This is a genomic window from Salinifilum ghardaiensis (genome assembly GCF_054491345.1).
In genome coordinates, this window is the sequence record NZ_CM137101.1 from 1101662 (window position 1) to 1119739 (window position 18078).

Annotated in this window: 13 protein-coding genes; 7 read left to right on the forward strand and 6 right to left on the reverse strand. The window is 72.2% G+C overall.

Annotated elements, in window-relative coordinates; genetic code table 11:
* Nucleotides 1–133 precede the first annotated feature (133 nt).
* Genes ACVGV0_RS04940 through ACVGV0_RS04950 form a run of 3 tightly spaced genes read left to right on the forward strand, consistent with a single transcriptional unit; the run spans nucleotide 134 to nucleotide 6261 of the window.
* Nucleotides 134–5143 carry an NAD-glutamate dehydrogenase gene (locus ACVGV0_RS04940; RefSeq protein WP_459158665.1) on the forward strand — a complete coding sequence of 1670 codons (5010 nt, stop codon included), beginning with the start codon at nucleotides 134–136 and terminating at the stop codon, nucleotides 5141–5143.
* Between the two features lie 25 nt (nucleotides 5144–5168).
* Nucleotides 5169–5627 carry an acyl-CoA thioesterase gene (locus ACVGV0_RS04945; protein ID WP_459158666.1) on the forward strand — a complete coding sequence of 153 codons (459 nt, stop codon included), beginning with the start codon at nucleotides 5169–5171 and terminating at the stop codon, nucleotides 5625–5627.
* Nucleotides 5620–6261, forward strand: coding sequence for a hypothetical protein (locus tag ACVGV0_RS04950; protein WP_459158667.1), 642 nt, complete (start codon nucleotides 5620–5622; stop codon nucleotides 6259–6261). Before ACVGV0_RS04945 ends, ACVGV0_RS04950 begins: the two co-directional genes overlap by 8 nt.
* 17 nt (nucleotides 6262–6278) lie before the next feature.
* Here ACVGV0_RS04950 and ACVGV0_RS04955 read toward each other — a convergent pair whose 3' ends face one another.
* The 4 genes from ACVGV0_RS04955 to ACVGV0_RS04970 form a co-directional block, all read right to left on the reverse strand.
* Nucleotides 6279–7337 carry an alpha-amylase family glycosyl hydrolase gene (locus tag ACVGV0_RS04955; RefSeq protein WP_459158668.1) on the reverse strand — a complete coding sequence of 353 codons (1059 nt, stop codon included), beginning with the start codon at nucleotides 7335–7337 and terminating at the stop codon, nucleotides 6279–6281.
* Between the two features lie 13 nt (nucleotides 7338–7350).
* Nucleotides 7351–7731: a globin gene (locus tag ACVGV0_RS04960; RefSeq protein ID WP_459158669.1), complete on the reverse strand. Its 381-nt coding sequence runs from the start codon at nucleotides 7729–7731 to the stop codon at nucleotides 7351–7353.
* 32 nt (nucleotides 7732–7763) lie between these two features.
* Nucleotides 7764–8756 (reverse strand): mechanosensitive ion channel family protein, encoded by a 993-nt coding sequence (locus ACVGV0_RS04965; RefSeq protein ID WP_459158670.1) that lies wholly within the window; start codon nucleotides 8754–8756, stop codon nucleotides 7764–7766.
* 157 nt (nucleotides 8757–8913) lie between these two features.
* On the reverse strand, nucleotides 8914–11154 hold the full coding sequence (locus tag ACVGV0_RS04970; protein WP_459158671.1) for a prolyl oligopeptidase family serine peptidase: 2241 nt from the start codon (nucleotides 11152–11154) through the stop codon (nucleotides 8914–8916).
* A 205-nt stretch (nucleotides 11155–11359) separates the two neighbouring features.
* Here ACVGV0_RS04970 and ACVGV0_RS04975 point away from each other — a divergent pair, with 205 nt between their 5' ends.
* The 3 genes from ACVGV0_RS04975 (at nucleotide 11360) to ACVGV0_RS04985 (ending at nucleotide 13389) form a co-directional block, all read left to right on the forward strand.
* Complete coding sequence (locus tag ACVGV0_RS04975; protein ID WP_459158672.1) at nucleotides 11360–12004, forward strand: HNH endonuclease; 645 nt, start codon at nucleotides 11360–11362, stop codon at nucleotides 12002–12004.
* Nucleotides 12005–12653: 649 nt separating this feature from the next.
* Entirely contained in the window at nucleotides 12654–12908 is a 255-nt protein-coding gene (ctaJ, locus tag ACVGV0_RS04980) for an aa3-type cytochrome oxidase subunit CtaJ (protein WP_459158673.1), read from the forward strand.
* Nucleotides 12895–13389, forward strand: a complete 495-nt coding sequence (locus tag ACVGV0_RS04985) for a DUF5130 family protein (protein WP_459158674.1) — start codon at nucleotides 12895–12897, stop codon at nucleotides 13387–13389. Before ctaJ ends, ACVGV0_RS04985 begins: the two co-directional genes overlap by 14 nt.
* Nucleotides 13390–13696: 307 nt before the next feature.
* On the opposite strand, the gene pepN is transcribed toward ACVGV0_RS04985, so the two are convergent.
* On the reverse strand, nucleotides 13697–16285 hold the full coding sequence (gene pepN / locus ACVGV0_RS04990) for an aminopeptidase N (RefSeq protein ID WP_459158675.1): 2589 nt from the start codon (nucleotides 16283–16285) through the stop codon (nucleotides 13697–13699).
* A 205-nt stretch (nucleotides 16286–16490) separates the two neighbouring features.
* Here pepN and ACVGV0_RS04995 point away from each other — a divergent pair, with 205 nt between their 5' ends.
* Nucleotides 16491–17099: a mycothiol-dependent nitroreductase Rv2466c family protein gene (locus tag ACVGV0_RS04995; RefSeq protein WP_459158676.1), complete on the forward strand. Its 609-nt coding sequence runs from the start codon at nucleotides 16491–16493 to the stop codon at nucleotides 17097–17099.
* Nucleotides 17100–17264: 165 nt separating this feature from the next.
* On the opposite strand, the gene ACVGV0_RS05000 is transcribed toward ACVGV0_RS04995, so the two are convergent.
* On the reverse strand, nucleotides 17265–18065 hold the full coding sequence (locus tag ACVGV0_RS05000; RefSeq protein WP_459158677.1) for an MBL fold metallo-hydrolase: 801 nt from the start codon (nucleotides 18063–18065) through the stop codon (nucleotides 17265–17267).
* Nucleotides 18066–18078 lie beyond the last annotated feature (13 nt).

Here is an 18078-nt window from a genome sequence, read left to right on the forward strand (position 1 = left end):
GCAACCGGATCGCGCCCGCCGGGTGTGATTTCGCGCCGGATGTCGGCTGTGGGACGCCTCTCAACAGTGCGGACTGGCAGGCTTAGGGTGGACGGTGCGGGCACAACGAGGTGCCTTGGAGCAGGAGCTGAGCATGATTTCGAGAGCTGGACAGCTGGACGTCGACGCGACAGCACGCGGAGCTGGGGGAGACGTGACGGACGAACGGGGCGAGAGCTCCGACGGGATGAGGAACCGGTTGCTGAGCCGCGCCGCCGAGTCGGCTCCTGATCTCGCCGAGCTGCTCGGTACCTACTACCGGCACGTGCCCGGCGAGGAGTTCGCGCAGGACGAGCCCGCCTACCTCGCCGCGACGGTGCGCGCGCACCGCGCTCTCGCCGCGGAGCGCGTGTCCGGGCGCGCCGTGGTGCGGGTGTTCAACCCCGACCCGGACACCGACGGCTGGGAGAGCTCGGCGACGATCGTGCAGATCGTCACCGACGACATGCCGTACCTGGTGGACTCGGTCACCGCCGAGCTCGGCCGCAGCGGTGCCGAAGTGCGGCGCATCATCCACCCGATCATCGCCGCCGACAGGGACGTGACCGGGCAGCTGCGCGAGGTGCTGCCGAGTGCCGACCCCGCGGCCCCGCCTTCCAGCGCGATCACCGAGTCCTGGATGTGCGTGGAGGTCGACAAGATCGTCGACCCCGAGCGGTTGGCGGAGCTCGAGGGCCGGTTGCTCGACGTCCTCAACGACGTCCGCGAGGTCGTCGAGGACGTGGACCGGATGCACACCACGGCGCGCACGCTCGCCGAGGAGCTCGAGCAGAACCCGCCGCCGCTGCCCGCCGAGGACGTGCACGACGGTGCGCAGCTGCTGCGGTGGCTGGCCGACGGGCACTTCACCTTCCTCGGCTACCGGCACTACGCGCTCGAGGACGCCGACTCCGGCGAGGGGACCGCCGTCAGCGGCGGTGACGGCGAGGCGGGGGCGAATCCGGCGCTGCGCGCGGTGCTGGCCTCCGGGCTCGGCGTGCTGCGCCACGACAGCGTCGAGGCCCGCCGGCTCACCGCGGGGCCGGACGCGCTGTCCACAGCGCTGGCCCCGCAGCTGATGGTGCTCACCCAGGCCAGCGCTTCGTCCACTGTGCACCGTCCGGTGCACCCGTTCTACGTCGGTGTGAAGACCTTCGACGAGAGCGGCCGCGTGACGGGTGAGCACCGGTTCCTCGGGCTGTTCACCACGACCGCGCTGCACGAGAACGTGCTCGACATCCCGGTGATCGAACGCCGCGTGCGCACGGTCATCCACCGCGCCGGCTTCCCGCTCGAGTCGTACTCCGGCCAGCAGATGCTGGAGGAGATCCAGGACTACCCGCGCACGGAGCTGTTCGCCACCGACGAGGCGACGCTGCGCGAGATCATCACCGGTGTGCTCGCGCTGGCCGGCCGCCGCAAGCTCAAACCGTTCCTGCGGCGCGATCCCTACGGGCGGTTCTACTCCTGCCTGGTGTACCTGCCGCGCGACCGGTACACGACGAGTTCGCGGCTGGCGATGCAGGAGGTGCTGCTCGACGAGCTCGGCGGCACCGGGCTGGAGTACAGCACGCGGGTCGGCGAGTCGGCGCTGGCGCGGGTGCACTTCACCGTGCACACCGACCCGCGGAGCCAGGTGCAGCCGGACCTCGACCGCATCCAGCAGCGGCTCAACGAGGCCGTGCGGAGCTGGGACGACGCGATGATCGACGCGCTGCGCGCCGAGCAGCGCACCCGTCCGCACCCGGACTGGCCCTCCGCCGGCTCGGAGGCCATCCACCAGCTCGCCCAGCGGTGGGCCAGCGGTTTCCCGGAGGCGTACAAGGAGGACTTCCCGGCGGAGGAAGGGCTGCGCGACCTCACCCGGCTGCGGGAGCTGTCGGGCCACCGGGACCTCGACATGTACTTCTACGCCCCGCAGGGCTCGACGCCGGACGAGCGGCGGTTCAAGATCTTCGTGCGCGGCGGGCGGATCAGCCTCTCCCGCGTGCTGCCGGTGCTGCAGGCCATGGGTGTGGAGGTCGTCGACGAGCGCCCCTACGAGGTCGTGTTCGACGGCGAGCGCTACTGGATCTGCGACTTCGGCCTGCGCGTGGAGAAGGACCTGCTCGTCGACGACGGCACGCAGCCGCTGGACACGCTGCAGGAGCGCTTCGAGCAGACCTTCCGGGCCGCGTGGCTGGGCGACGCCGAAGTGGACCGGTTCAACGCGCTGGTGCTGCGCGCCGGGCTCGACTGGCGGCAGGTGGTCGTGCTGCGCGCCTACGCCAAGTACCTGCGCCAGGTAGGCACCGCCTACACGCAGGACTACATCGAGAACGTCGTCCTCGACCACCGGGAGGTCGCGCTCGCGCTCGTGCGGCTCTTCGAAGCGCGGTTCGACCCGGCACTGTCCACAGCGGAGCGTGCGGAGCAGCAGGAGCGGCTGCAGGAGGAGATCGGCGCGCTGCTCGACGAGGTGTCCGGACTGGACACCGACCGGATCCTGCGCAGCTACCTGAACCTGGTCACCGCCACGCTGCGCACGAACTACTTCGTGTCCGATGAGGACGGACAGCGATCCTACCTGGCGCTGAAGCTGGAGCCCACGGCGATCGCCGGACTGCCGGAGCCGCGGCCGCGCTACGAGATCTTCGTGTACTCGCCGCGGACCGAGGGCGTGCACCTGCGGTTCGGTTCGGTCGCGCGCGGCGGACTGCGCTGGTCCGACCGCAGGCAGGACTTCCGCACCGAGGTCCTCGGCCTGGTCAAGGCCCAGGCGGTCAAGAACGCGGTGATCGTGCCGCTCGGCGCCAAGGGCGGGTTCGTGGTCAAGCGCCCGCCGGCGGCGACGGGCGACGCGGCGGCCGACCGCGAGGCGCAGCAGGCCGAGGGCATCGCCTGCTACCGCATGTTCATCTCCGGCATGCTCGACCTCACCGACAACCTCGTCGACGGCAGGATCGCCCCGCCGCGGGGGGTGGTGCGCCACGACGGCGACGACCACTACCTCGTCGTCGCAGCGGACAAGGGCACCGCGAGCTTCTCCGACATCGCCAACGAGGTCGCCGGCTCCTACGGGTTCTGGCTCGGCGACGCCTTCGCCTCCGGCGGATCGGTCGGCTACGACCACAAGGAGATGGGCATCACCGCCCGCGGCGCGTGGGAGAGCGTCAAGCGGCACTTCCGCGAGCTCGGCGTGGACACGCAGCGCGAGGAGTTCACCGTCGTCGGCATCGGCGACATGGGCGGCGACGTGTTCGGCAACGGGATGCTCTCCTCCGAGCACCTCAAGCTCGTCGCGGCGTTCAACCACATGCACGTCTTCATCGACCCGGACCCCGACCCGGCGGCGTCGTTCGCCGAGCGGCAGCGCCTGTTCGCCACGCCCCGGTCCACGTGGGACGACTACGACCGCTCGGCGATCAGCCAGGGCGGCGGTGTGTGGTCGCGTTCGCTCAAGTCGATCCCGTTGAACCCGCAGATCCGCACCGCGCTGGGCATCGACGAGTCGGTGGAGCGGCTGTCCCCGCCGGAGCTGATCAGGGAGATCCTGCACGCCCCCGTCGACCTGCTGTGGAACGGCGGGATCGGCACCTACGTCAAGGCGTCGACCGAGACGCACGCCGAGGTCGGCGACAAGGCCAACGACTCGGTGCGCGTCGACGGCGAGCAGCTGCGCGCGAAAGTGGTCGGCGAAGGCGGCAACCTCGGCCTGACCGAGCTCGGCCGCATCGAGTTCGCCCGCACCGGCGGGAAGGTCAACAGCGACGCGCTGGACAACTCGGCCGGCGTGGACTGCTCGGACCACGAGGTCAACATCAAGATCGCGCTGGACCGGCTGGTCTCGGCGGGCAAGCTCACGCGGCAGCAGCGCAACGAACTGCTCGGCGACATGACCGAGGAGGTCGCCGAGCTGGTGCTGGCCGACAACCGCAGCCAGAACCGCCTGCTCGGCGTGGCGCGCTCGCACGCGCCGGAGATGCTCTCCGTGCACGCCCGGCAGATCACCGCGCTGGAGCGCACCGGTTCCCTCGACCGGGAGCTGGAAGCCCTGCCCTCGCAGGAGGAGGTGCAGGGGCGGGAGCGCGCCGGCGACGGGCTGACCTCGCCGGAACTGGCCACGCTGATGGCGCACGTGAAGCTCTCCCTCAAGGAGGAGGTGCTCTCCAGCGACCTGCCGGACGAGGAGGCGTTCACCCGGCGCCTGCCCGAGTACTTCCCGGAGCCGCTGCGCTCGCAGTACGCCGACGCGATCGACGCCCACCCGCTGCGGCGGCAGATCATCACCACGCTGCTGGTCAACGAGATGGTGGACAACGCGGGGATCTCCTACGCCTTCCGGCTCTCCGAGGAGATCAGCGCCACGGCCACCGACGCGGTGCGCGCGTTCGCCGCGGTCACCGGCATCTACGACCTGCACGAGGTGTGGCGCGAGATCGACGGGCTGACGGGCAGCGTGCCCAGCTCGGTGACCGATCACCTCGTGCTGGAGAGCCGCCGGCTGCTCGACCGCGCCTCGCGCTGGATGCTGTCCAACCGGCCGCAGCCGCTGGCGATCAACGCCGAGATCAACCGGTTCCAGTCGGTCGTGCGCGAACTCACCGGATCCGTCCGCAGCTTGCTGAGCGGCCAGGCCCTGGAGGCCGCGGAGGAGAAGATCCGCGCCTGGGTCGAGCAGGGCGTGCCCGAGCAGCTGGCCGAGCGCGTGGCCGTTCTGGTCGACTCGTTCGCGCTGCTGGACATCACCGAGGTCGCGGAACTGGCCGAACGCGACGCCGGGGTCTCGCCCGAGCGCAGTCCGGCCGAGAGCGCGGAGCTGTACTACGCGCTCTGGGAGCACCTGGACGCGGAGCGCATGCTCCAGGCGGTCAACCAGTTGGAGCGCGGCAACCGGTGGCACGCGCTGGCGCGGTTGGCGCTGCGCGACGACTTCTACGCCACGCTGCGGGACATCGCGGTGGACGTGCTGCGCACGAGCGAGCCCGGGCAGAGCGCGGCGGACAAGATCGCGCGGTGGGAGTCGGCCAACTCCTTCCGGCTGCAGCGGGCCCGCTCGGTGCTGACCCAGATCATGGGTTCGGGCAGACTGGACTTGGCTACCCTGTCCGTGGCGGCCCGCGAACTGCGCGGCATGGTGCGTTAGAGGTTGTTGCGGAAAGGAGCGTTCGGTGGGCGCCTTTGCGGCCGAAGTCCCGCTGCGCTGGGCGGACGTGGACGCGTTCGGCCACGTGAACCACGCGACGATGGTCACGCTGCTGGAGCAGGCGCGGGCCGAGATGCTCTTCGCCGAGGCGGAGCGCCACGGGCTGCACGGCATGTCCGCGGGCATGGTGGTGGCACGCGTGGTGATCGACTACCACAGCCCGCTGTTCTACGCGGACCGCGTGCTGCGGGTGCGCATGTCCGTGCGGGAGGTCAAGGCCGCTTCGTTCGTCGTGGACTACACCGCGCTGTCCGAGGAAACGGTGGCCAGCGCGGAAACGCTCATGGTCCCGTACGACCTCGGGTCCGGCCGGCCGCGGCGGTTGACGGCCGAGGAGCGCGCGTTCCTCGGCCGCTGGCGGGCCCCGGGGCCGGACCACCCGGAGGCGGCGCGACCGGAGGGGGTGGAGCACTCCAGTGCCTGAACTGCGGATGCCGGAGGCGACGCAGCGCGAGGACCTCGGCGCGTTCGTCGCGCGCGCCGTGCGCCTGGAGCAGCAGGCCGTCGTGCGGCTGCGCAACCGCACCGGAACCGGCCTGCTGGATGTGTGGACCGCCACCCCCTTCGACGCGCTGTGCACCCGGGTGGTGCAGGGGGAGGCCGAACCGGCCGACGTGAGCGTGCAGGGCAGCGAGCTGCTCGCCGCGCTGACCGTGGCCAGCGGGCCGCGGATGGACCCCGGCCCGGAGCGGGACCTCATGTGGCGTTCCGAGCTGCCACCGCCCGAGGGCTGGCGGCGCGTCGACGACCTTCCCGCGAAGGTCGTCGGCGAGGTCGCCGACCAGGGGGTTCACCTCGCCCGCGAGAACGTCGGTCCGAAGGGCACCCCGCCCGCGTCGCTGATGGACCAGGAGGTCTTCACCGTGCACGGCGCGGGGATGGAGGTGAAGGTGCCGCTGCGGTGCCTGTTCGCCCTGTCCGGCATGGGCTTCCTCGTCTCCGAGCCCTCCGAGGAGGAGGTCGTCCGGGTCAGCGCGACCGATTCCTGGGTGCGCATCGACTCGCGGTTCGGCGCCGTGGTGCGGCGGCGGCACGCGCTGCTGCCGCTGCTCATGTAGGGGAGTCCGCGGCTCGTTCAGCCCGCGATCCAGGCGGCGGTGCCCGGTTCCAGCTCGCCGTCGCGCAGCGGGCTGCTGGACAGCAGCAGCTCCCCCGGCGGGGCGGGCACCGGCCCGGCCGAGACGTTCAGCGCGCACGTGATCCCGTGACCGGTGCGCCGGAACGCGAAGCACCCCTCCGGGGCGCCGAACCACTCGACGCCGTCGCCGATGAACGCCGAGTGCTCGTTGCGCAGCTGCACCGCCTTGCGGTACAGCGACAGCGTGGACTCGGCGTCCTCCAGCTGGCGTTCCACGGTGAACTCGGACCACGCCTGCGGGATCTGCTCCCACTCGCCGGGCAGCGGGGAGAAGCCGAACGGGGCCGCGTCGCCCTCCCAGGGCATCGGCACCGGCCGGGTGCCGGGGAGGCCGAGCTCCTCGCCGTGCCGCAGGCACACCGCGCCCGGCAGCGCCAGCTGCACCAGCGCCATCGCCCGCACCGGTCGCAGCGCCGCCTCGGTGCGGCTGCTCTCGGTGTCCCGGCTGGCCATCGCCCAGGCCTGCCGCGTGGGCGCGCCGTTCGGGCCGTCGAGGATGCGGTCGATCACCGCCGGCAGCCCCGCCGGGTCGAAGCCGGTGACGGCGAGCTCCAGGTTGAACGCCAGGTGCCACGGCCCCGTGCCGGTGCCGAGCACGATGCGGTCGGGGAACTCGTCGACGATGCCGCGCACCACCCCGTCCGGGTCGTCGCGCGGCGCGAGGTGCACGCCGTCGACGCCGTGCCGCAGCCACGGTTCCAGCACCGCCCGCGCGTCCTGCTCGTGCGGGTCGAAGTCGGCCGCGATGAGCACGCGCATGCCGCTCTGGTGCACCTCGTCCACCAGGGCCGTGAACGAATCACCGTCCGGGGAGGGCACTCCGGTGAGGACGAGCGCGTCCGCGCCGAACAGCTCCGTGTAGCCGAGCCGGGCCCGCAGGCCCTCGAGATCCCCCGCGCCGTCGCCGTCGGCATCGGCGAACGTGCGCACGTCCACGCGGTAGAACAGCGCGTCGCGCCACCACGGCCGGCCGGTCGTCTCCTGGTTGCCAATCACCGCGCCACCCGAGTCAGAACCACGAATTCACCATGCTGTGCGCGGCCATCTCGAAGTACTCCCAGAGCTGCTGGCGGTGCTCGGAGCTCAGCTCCGCCTCGTCCAGGGCGATGCGCATGCACCGCAGCCACGCGTCGCGCTCCGCGAGCCCGATCTTGAACGGGGCGTGCCGCATCCGCAGGCGCGGGTGTCCGCGCTGGTCCGAGTAGGTGCGCGGGCCGCCCCAGTACTGCATGAGGAACAGCTTGAGGCGCTCCTGCGCCGGCCCCAGGTCCTCCTCCGGGTAGAGCGGCCGCAGCAACTCGTCGGAGGCGACTTCCTGGTAGAAGCGCGCCACGATCTTGTCGAAGGTCGCCTCGCCGCCCACCTGGTCGTAGAAGGTCTGCGAAGTCACGTCCCCATCCTGTCAGCACCCCGATGGCACCGTCACGGCTGCGTCGAGTCGCGGTGCGCCCTGTTGCCGGGCCCCAGCGGCAGCCCGTTCGGGTACGGCGGCTTGATGTCCTCGTGGTCGTAGGCCCGCTTGATCTCGCGGTGCAACTGGCGCTGCACCGTCCACTGCTTGCCGGGGCGCACTTTAATCGTCAACCGCAGGGTGATCGTGTCCGCGGTGATCTGGTTCACGCCGAGCATCTGCGGCGGTTCCAGGCAGTCGGTGGCGAGCGGATCGCTCTGGGTGGCCTCCTCGGCGACCCCGGCGGCCACCTCGATGGCCTTCTGCACGTCGCTGGAGTGCGAGATCGGCAGGTCCAGCACGGCGACGGCCCATCCCTGGCTGGAGTTGCCGACGCGCAGGATCTCCCCGTTGCGCACGTACCAGACCGTGCCGTCCACGTCGCGCAGCGTGGTCACGCGCAGGCCCACCGCCTCGACCGTGCCGGTCGCCTCGCCGACGTCGACCCAGTCGCCCACGCCGTACTGGTCCTCGACGAGCATGAACATGCCGGACAGGAAGTCCCGGACGAGGTTCTGCGCGCCGAAGGACACGGCGATGCCGAGCACTCCTGCGGAGGTGAGCAGCGGCCCGATCGGCACGCTCAGCACCTGCAGGATGTACATCACCGCCAGGCCGAGGATGAGCAGCGAGGCGACGGACTTCATCACCGAGCCGATGGTGCGGGCCCGCTGCAGGCGCCGCTCGGACAGCGCGGCGCTGGTGCGCACGTCCGAGCGCTCCTTGAGCGGCTGCAGCAGCTTCGGGGTGTGCCCGTTCGGCTGGGTCATCCGCGTGATCACCCGGTGCACGGCCCAGCGGACCGTGTAGGCCACCACGAGGATGAGCAGGATCTTGAACGGCTTGGCCAGGAAGAAGTCGGCCGACGCGGCGAGCCACTCGTTGCCGGTCATGCGGAACACGCCGTGGCACCAGCTGCCCACGTCCTCCACGCACTTCGGCTGCGAGAGATCGGGTAGTTCCATGCTCGGCGGTCTCCATCGGGGGATGACGGGGGGATGCGCGCCGTGCGCGGCGTCGGGGGTCGCCGCCGTCCGGGGTGGACGGGACGGCGCGCATCACTCGGGTAGTCGAACGACGATGCTCGTTCGTTACCTGGATCGCCGATTTTTGTGCAGCGTCTCACGCCGTGTGATCAGGAGATTCGGGCGATTCCGTCACCCAGTGCAGACCGGTGGCCGCGGACAGGAACGCGAGCTGGTCGGCGACGAGGCCCACCGTGCGCGAGACCGAACGGGCGGCGTGCCCCACCTCCGTCTCCCGGCGCAGCAGCACGGGCCGCGGCCGGTCGGCGCCCCCCGCGCTCGGGGACTGGGCCGCGCTCGGGGACTGGGCCGCGCGCGGGGGCTCGGTCGCGCGCGGGGGCTCGGTCGCGCGCTGCAGCGCGGCGCACATCTTCCGGGCGTGCAGCGGATCCACCCGCGTGTCCGACTCGAACACGCTGAACAGCACCGACGGGTACGCCGCGCCGGGGTGCACGTGGTGGTACGGGGAGTACGACAGCAGCCACTCCAGCTCCTCGGGGTGCTCGCTGGAGCCGTACTCCTCGGTCCACAGGCGTCCGAGCAGGAAGTGCTCGAACCGCACCATGTCCAGCAGCGGAGCCGAGCACACCACCGCGCGGTAGAGCTCGGGCCGCTGGGTCAGCGCCGCGCCGACGAGCAGCCCGCCGTTGGAGCCGCCGGAGATCGCCAGCCGCTCGCCGTCGGTCCACCCCTCGGCGATCAGGTGCTCCGCCGCGGCGTGGAAGTCGTCGAAGGTGTTCTGCTTGTTCTCCCGCATGCCCGCGCGGTGCCACTGCTCGCCCTCCTCGCCGCCGCCGCGCAGCGAGGGCAGCGCCCACACGCCGCCGGCGGCCACCCAGGCCAGGGCGGTCGGTGCGTAGCCGGGTTCGCGGGACAGCGAGAAACCGCCGTAGCCGGTCATCAGCGCCGGACGCGGCCCGTCGGGCCGCTCGGTCGGGGTGAGCAGGAACATCCGCACCGGTGTGCCGTCGGCGGAGCGGTAGGTCACCTGGTGGGTGCGCACCTCGGGCAACCGGTTCGCCCCGGGGGCCCGCTGGTCGAGCACGACCTCGCCGGTGGTGTGCGTGTAGCGGTGCACGCACGGCGGGGTGGCGAAGTCGGTCCAGCCGAACCACAGGTGCTCGGCGCCGCCCCCGGTGTGCTCGTCGACGGTGCTGAGCCCGGTGACCTGGCCGGTGCCCGGCAGCGGGAGCTCGCGCACGGCCGCACCGCTGCCCGGGTCGTGCAGGGTGATCTCGGAGACGGCGTGCCGCGTGCGCAGCGCCGCGAGCAGCGGTCGCCCGTCCCCCGGGTCGAACCAGCGCACGGCCTCGAGCACCGCCTCGGGGTCCGCGCCGAGCAGCCTGCTCCAGTGCTGCTGCTCGGGCCGGTGCGGGTCCGCCGTGAACAGCTCCCAGCGGGGCGCGTCGCGCGTGGTCAGCACGTGCAGCCGCCCGTCCGGTTCGACCCAGGCGTGCGCGCGGAACCCCTCGGTGGTGTCGACGATCTGCCGCTTCGGCCGCGCGGCCGCGGGGTCGAGGTCGACCAGCCACACCGAGTCCTTGCGCGCGGTGCCGGGGCTGCCGTTGATCACCAGCCAGCGCCCGTCGCGGGAGACGCTCGTGCCGAAGAAGTAGGTCGGGTCGAGGCCGTCCCCGTGCAGCAGGACGTCCTCCTCCGGGGAACTGCCGACGCGGTGCCGCCACACGCGGCGGTGGAACTGCCGCTCGTCCTCCGGGACCTCCTCCGGCGGCAGGCGCCGCACGTAGCAGAACTCCTCGCCGCCGGGCAGCCAGGACACGGGGGAGTAGCGGCACCGGTCGATGGGTCCCTCGAGCAGTTCGCCGGTGCTCACGTCGAGCACGTGCAGCAGCGACTCCTCGTCGCCGCCGACCGAGATCTGGTAGGCGAGCCGGTCGCCCTCGCGGCTCGGCGACCACCGGTCGAGCGTCGTCAGGCCGCTCGGGTCGAGCTGCATGACGTCCAGCAGCGCGCGCTCGGTGCCGTCCGGTTCGCGCACGTGCAGCACGGCGAACTCCTCGCCGGGAGCCCGGCGCGTGAAGAAGGCGCGACCGGCGCGCCAGGTCGGCGTGCCCACCGATCCCGCGGCGAGCAGTTCGGACATGCGCTCGGTGATCGCCTCGCGGTCGGGCAGCGCGTCGAGGTGCGCGCGGGCGAGCTCGTCCTGAGCTTCGCTCCACTTCACCGTGCGGGGGTCCTGCGGGTCCTCCAGCCAGCGGTACGGGTCGCTGACGGGGCGGCCGTGCAGGACGTCGACCCGGTCTTCGCGCTCCGCCTCGGGGTAGGCGGGCAGCGGAGTCGGGGAGTTCGGGGAGGACTGGAATGGCGGCTCGCTCACGGCACTGACGATACGGAATCCCCTCGGAGCGCGGAGCTCTCGCTCGACCAGGTGATCACGCTGTCGGGGAAGGCGCCCGGGGAGAGCTCCGGAAGTGGCGGAGAATGGTCGTGCGGTCCGGTGGAAGCTGGCGTGACGAATCACACGTGCGTTCGGGTCGGCGTGTGTGGTCGACTGTTGCCGGACAGCCCGTGGAGGTGGTCGCGTGCCCGACCTGCAACGGACTCCGACGAACACGCCGGACGGCGGCTCCGCGCGCGGAGCCGCCGTCGAGCCGGCGGCGGTTTCCGCGCGCTGCGTGGCGGGGAGCCGCGCACCGGCGCGCGGGGATCCCGCGCGAGCCGCGCGGCGGCGGGTGCTGCTGCTGAACGCCACGTTCGAGCCGCTGACGGCGCTGCCGCTGCGGCGCGCGGTGGTGCTGCTCGTGTGCGGCAAGGCCGAGCTCGTGCACGGCGACGAGGCCGGCGTGGTGCTGCGCTCGGCCAACCACGCGGTGGCCGTGCCCTCGGTCATCCGGCTGCGCACGTTCGTGCGCGTGCCCTACCGCGGTCGGGTGCCGCTCAGCCGCGCGGCGCTGCTGGCGCGGGACGACCACCGGTGCGCCTACTGCGGCGCGAAGGCCGAGACGGTCGACCACGTGATCCCGCGCAGCCGCGGCGGGCAGCACACCTGGGAGAACTGCGTGGCCTCCTGCCGCAAGTGCAACCACCGCAAGGCCGACCGGACGCTGGCCGAGCTGGGCTGGCGGCTGTCGGTGGCGCCGCGCGCGCCGCACGGGCGGCACTGGCGGTTGATGGGCGTGGAGACCGACCCGACGTGGCTGCCGTACCTCGGCGAGGTCGCCGCGTGAGCGGCCGGTGAGCCGACCGCGTGAGCGGTCGGTGAGCTACCGGTGGTCCTGCCCCCGGGCGTTCCCGCGTCCTCGTCCCGCCGTCGTCCCCGGAGCGTCGGAGCGTGGCTGGATCCGCCGGCTCGCGCGGTCAGCTGATGCGCACGCCGCGGTGGCCGCTGATCCGCACGCCGCACCGCGCGGCCCCGCGCGAGCCGGCGTGCCGGCCGCTGATCCGCACGCCGCGCGCGTTGCGTGTTCGCCTCCCACCCGTGCGGGCGACAGATTGCGATCCACTCGGGGTCCTGGTGGTTGCCATGGGTGCTTCCTCCGCGGTTCGCTGGCTCCTGGAACGTGCGTGGACGGTCACGCAAGATCCATACAGGTGAAATTTAGAACCGCCTCGTTCTCGGTACAAGCCTCCAAGTTGCCCCGCTGCGTATACCGCTGGATGGGCTCGGACGGGTTCCGGCTGTGCTCCGTTTGAGCCATAGTAGGTGAACTGCGTCACACTCCGCTACGGTTTTCTGCGCGTCCAGGTGATTTCGGGTGATTCCGGCTGGGCAGTGCGGCGCCCCTCCCGGAGCGGCCGCGGCGGCAGCGCGGCGATGTCGAATCGGGGAGGCGGCAGTGGCGCGTCGAAGGGGACTCATCGGATACCGTACGACCCGTGACTGTCGTTGAGGCTGTGCTCGTCTTGGCGGTGATCCCGGCGGCCATCTACGCGTTGATCACGCTCATGGTGATGTGGCCGCGGCTCGCCCGCCCGCGCTACCGCGCAGGTCAGGATTGGAACTTCTCTCCGGTGCTCTGGGTCGCGGACCCGGTCGAGGTGAGCAGGGCGGTGCCCGTCGACACCGACACCGGTGCGGCCGGGGGCACACGTCCCGATACGGCTCGGGGAGGCGCACGTGGCAACTGGTGAGGTCGCGGGAGGTCCCGCGCAGTCCGATGCTGAACCGGGCTCCGGTGAGGCCGTGATGGACGCCGGCAGGCTGTCCATCGCCCGCCGCGTCGAGCCGGACGCGTACCGCTTGCCGTTCAGCCCCACCCAGCTGGAGCGGATCGACGAGGCCCTCGTGCTGTCCAGCCGCAGCACCGGCCTCGAGTTCGCCATCTACCTCGGCGGCCTCGGCGAGGACAGCCGTGCGCGCGCCGAGGAGCTGCACGCCGGTCTCGGCGAGTACGCCTCGCCCGGCGTGCTCATCGCCGTCTCGCCCGGGCAGCGCACGTTCGAGATCGTCACCGGCGAGGAGGCGCACCGGCGCATCACCGACCGCAGCTGCCAGCTGGCCGCCATGAGCATGATGGCCTCGTTCCAGGAGGGCGAGCTCACCGAAGGGCTGGTGAGCGGGCTGCGCATGCTGGCCGACGCGGCCGGTCAGCGGTCCGACCACCCCGAGTGACGCCTGCGGTCGGGCGAACCCGGGCGGCGCCGCCCGGTCGCGTCCGGAGCAGGCCGAACCGCTCGAAGCGGGTGACCGCTCCGCGGGTCGACGACGCAGCCGCGAACGCCCCGCCGGGCAGGCCGGGGGAACGCGAGGGCCCGAGCGGCGCCTGCGGTCGGCGTGCAGCGACCGCACCCGGACTCCGGCCGACCGCACCCGGACTCCGGCCGGGAGCACCCGGACTCCGGCCGGGAGCACCCGGACTCCGGCCGGGGCGGGCGCGCTGCCCGCCCCGGCCGCGCCCGGTGGTCATCCCACCGCAGGGTCACCCGGTGGGCTGCTCGCCGCGGTCGAACGCCCGCGCCGCCAGCGCGCGGACCACCCCGGCGCGGCCCTCCGAGACGAGCCGCCGCAGCGCCGGCGGGTGCTCGTCGGCCAACCACGCGTCCGCGGCGGCGACCGTGTCCTCGGAAACGGCCCACGAGGGGAACAGGCCGATCACCGTCGGCTGGGCCCGCTCGCTCGACCGCCGCTGCCAGACGTCGTCGACCTCGGCGAAGTAGGTGTGCACGTAGTCGGCGAGCAGCTCCTTCTGGTTCGGGTGGCTGAACCCGCCGATGATCGCCTCGTTGATCGCGTTCGGCAGCTCGTCGTCGTGCACCGCGCGCTGCCAGGCGCGCCGCTTGTTCTCCGCGGTGGGGATGAGCGCCCGCGCCCGCTCGGCGCGCCGCTGGCCCGTGGCGGTGGAGTCCTGCTCGAGCTGCGCGTCGATCTCGGACTCCTCGGCGGCGCCGTGCGCCACGAGCGCCTGCAGCAGCTGCCACCGCAGATCCGTGTCGACGTGCAGCCCCTCCAGCGGGGCGGAACCGTCCAGCCAGCCGCGCAGCACCCCGAGCTGCTCGTCGTCCAGGACGCACCCGACCAGCGCGGTGACGAAGGCCAGCTGGTGGTCCGAACCCGGCTCGGCCCGGCGCGCGAGCTCGAACAACCTGCCGGTGAACCGCCGCCAGCCCGCGTCCTGCCAGGAGGGATCCACATAGGACGCCAGCGCGGTCTGGGCCTGCATGAGAACCCGCTGCACCACGCCGACTTCGGTCTCCGCGCCGATGCCGGCCGCCGCCGAGGAGCCGACGACGAGGTCGACGAAGTCGCGGGCGCGCATCTCCGCGTTCCGCGTCATCTCCCACGCGGTCGACCAGCACAGCGCGCGCGGCAGCGACCCCTCCAGATCACCGATCCGCTCCACCACGGTGCGCAGCGAATCCGGATCCAGTCGCAGCGAGCAGTAGGTCAGGTCGTCGTCGTTGACGAGCACGAGCTGACCGCGGTGCACGCCGACGAGGTCCGACACCTCGGTGCGCTCGCCGGAGACGTCGGTCTCCGCGCGGTGCCGCCGGACGAGCCGGCCGTCCTGGTCGTCGTAGACGCCGATGGCCAACCGGTGCGTGCGCAGCTCGCCCTCGCCCGGCTGCGCCCCCTCCTGCAGCACGGCGAACGAGGTGAACCGCCCCGCGGCGTCCGTCTCGAACTCGGGCCGCAGCGTGTTCAGCCCGGTGGTCTCCAACCACTGCGCGCTCCACCAGGACAGGTCCCGGCCGGAGGACTCCTCCAGGGCCTGCAGCAGGTCGCCCAGCGTGGCGTTGCCCCACGCGTGCCGGTCGAAGTAGACGCGCAGCCCGGCCAGGAAGTTCTCCAGGCCGACGTAGGCGACCAGCTGCTTGAGCACCGACGCGCCCTTGGCGTAGGTGATGCCGTCGAAGTTGACCTCGACCGCCTGCAGATCCGTCATGTCGGCGGCGATGGGGTGCGTGGACGGCAGCTGGTCCTGCCGGTAGGCCCAGGACTTCTCCACATTCGCGAACGTGGTCCAGGCGTGCTCGTACTGCGTGGCGTCGACCTGGCACAGCACGCTCGCCCAGGTGGCGAACGACTCGTTGAGCCACAGGTCGTCCCACCAGCGCATCGTCACCAGGTCGCCGAACCACATGTGCGCCATCTCGTGCAGCACGGTCTCGGCGCGGCGCTCGTAGAAGTAACCGGTCACCTTGGACCGGAACACGTAGTCCTCGCGGAAGGTGACGCAGCCCGCGTTCTCCATCGCCCCGGCGTTGAACTCGGGCACGAAGCACTGGTCGTACTTGCCGAACGGGTAGGGCACGCCGAACGCCCGGTGGTAGAACGCGAAACCCTGCTTGGTCTCGGTGAACAGGCGCTCCGGGTCGAAGTGCTCGGCCAGCGAGGCGCGGCAGTACAGCCCCAGCGGGATGTCCCCCTCCTCGCCGCGGAAGACGTCGCGCCACTCGGCGTAGGGGCCGGCGACGAGCGCGACCAGGTAGGTCGACATGGGCGGCGTCGTCGCGAACACGTGCCGCAGCGAGCCGTTCGGGTTCGCCTCGACCACCTCGGCCGCGGCGTTCGAGATGACCTTCCACGACTCCGGGGCGTGCACCGTCAGCTGGTACGCGGCCTTCAGGTCCGGCTGGTCGAAGCAGGCGAACATGCGCTTCGCATCAGCGGTCTCGAACTGGCTGTACAGGTAGACGGCCCCGTCCACGGGGTCGACGAAGCGGTGCAGCCCCTCGCCGGTGTTGGTGTAGTAGCAGTCCGCGTGGACGACGAGCTCGTTGTCCGCGGCCAGCTCCGGCAGCCGGATCCCCGTGGACTCGTCGTAGTCGGACAGGTCGAGCTCGACACCGTTGAGCGCGGCGCGGTGGACGCGGGTGGCGATCAGGTCGATCCAGGTCTCCGCGCCGACCTGGTCGCTGGTGAACCGCACCGTGGTGGTCGAGGAGAACGTCGCGACCTCGGAGCCGCCCGCGCCGTCGGACAGATCCAGTTCGACGACGTAGGACTGCACGCGCAGCAGGGCCGCGCGCTCCTGGGCCTGTTCGCGGGTGAGGTTCGGCGGTGCCACGGATCACCTCGTTGCTCGTTGGATCGGTTTTCACCGGCGCGAATGCGTCGACAGCCGCATCCAATCACGACGGCGGGTCCGGACATCGCGGGCGGGTGCGCACGCGCGTGTCATGCGAGTGCGGGATGACGCGGCGGGCCGCGCGGGTTGTTCCGGTGGGGCGGTGCGCCGACCGGGCACCGCACGACGGATGCAAGGAGATGCGATGACGACGTCCCGCCCGAAGGTGGACTTCTACTTCGACCCGGCCTGCCCGTTCGCGTGGATCTCCTCGCGCTGGATCCTCGAAGTGGCCCGGGTCCGCGACGTGGACCTGAGCTTCCGCGTGATGAGCCTGGCCGTGCTCAACGAGGGGCGCGACCTGCCCGCGGAGTACCAAGAGCTCATGAGCAAGGCGTGGGGCCCGGTGCGCGTGGCGATCGCCGCGGAGCAGCAGCACGGCAACGAGGTCCTCGAACCGCTGTACACCGCCATGGGCGACCGGCTGCACGGGCAGGGCCGCTCGGACTTCGACGGGGTCATCGCCGAGTCCCTGCAGGAAGCCGGCCTGCCCGCCGAGCTCGCCGCGGCCGCGGACAGCACCGAGTACGACGAGGCGCTGCGCAGCAGCCACCACGCCGGGATGGACCCGGTCGGCGACGACGTCGGCACGCCGACGCTGCACGTGGACGGCGTGGCGTTCTTCGGTCCGGTCATCACGCGGGTCCCCACCGGGGAGGAGGCCGCGGCCATGTTCGACGGTGCCGTGTCGCTGGCGCGGTACCCGTACTTCTTCGAGCTGAAGAGGACGCGGACCGAGGACCCGCAGGTGTGATCGAGCTGTGGTCGGGGGCAGCTGGGAGCAGGTGGCTACCCGGTGTCGGGGATCCCGCAGCGAGGTCTTGACGGAGGTTCCTCCCAGCTGCCCCCACCCCCGCCCTCAACAGCCCATCCGCGGACTCCCCGGGCTCCGGTCGACGCTTCGGGGTGGGAACCGGGGTCAGCGCAGGCCGCAGCGGTGCAGGGCCGCGGCGGTGGTTTCGGCGGGGAACGGGGAGCGGGACAGCGCTTCGCCCTCGCCGATCTCCCCGTCCGCGGCGGCGCGGCACAGCCCGGCCAGCGCGGCGAGGTCGTCGCGCTGGCGCCGCACGAACGCGCGGTCCACGGGTTCGCCGTGGCCCGGGACGGCCGTGCTCCAGCTGCGGTCGGCGAGCAGCGCGTCCAGCGCGGACGGCCACTGCGCCGGGTGGGCGTGCTCGAAGTCCGGCGGTCCGGCCTGCTCGACGAGGTCGCCGGTGAACACGACACCGGCGTCCTCGACGAGCACGAGCAGGTCGTGGTCGGTGTGCCCGCGTCCGAAGTGGACGAACCGCGCGGTGCGCCCGCCGAGGTCGAGGTGCGCCCGCTCCGCCACGGTGCGGTCCGCGGCCACGGGAACCGCGCGGCGCAGCGCGGCGGCCCGCGCCGCGTCCCCGCCCTCGGCGAAGTGCTCCGCCCAGTGCTGCCGCTGCTGCTCGGCGGTCGCGGCGAGGAACGCGGTGTAGTCGCGGTGGGCCCACACGCTCTCGGCGCGCAGCGCCCCGCCGCCGAAGCAGTGGTCGAAGTGGCCGTGCGTGACCACCAGCTGCACCGGCAGCGCGGTCAGCTCGCGCACCTCGCGGGCCAGCTCCGCGCCCTGCTCCGCATCACCCCGGGAGTCGACCACCAGCGCCGCGCGCGTTCCCGTGACGAGCCCGACCGTCAGGTCCAGATCGGAGTGGGTGCGGATGCGCACCCCGGCGGCGAGCGTGTGCCACGGCACGGCGGCCACCTCC

Excerpts from the sequence above, each read along its gene's own strand:
- ACVGV0_RS04965 (WP_459158670.1), bottom strand. The coding sequence starts at position 8,756 with ATGGAACTACCCGATCTCTCGCAGCCGAAGTGCGTGGAGGACGTGGGC.
- ACVGV0_RS04940 (WP_459158665.1), top strand. The coding sequence starts at position 134 with ATGATTTCGAGAGCTGGACAGCTGGACGTCGACGCGACAGCACGCGGA.
- ACVGV0_RS04995 (WP_459158676.1), top strand. The coding sequence starts at position 16,491 with ATGACGACGTCCCGCCCGAAGGTGGACTTCTACTTCGACCCGGCCTGC.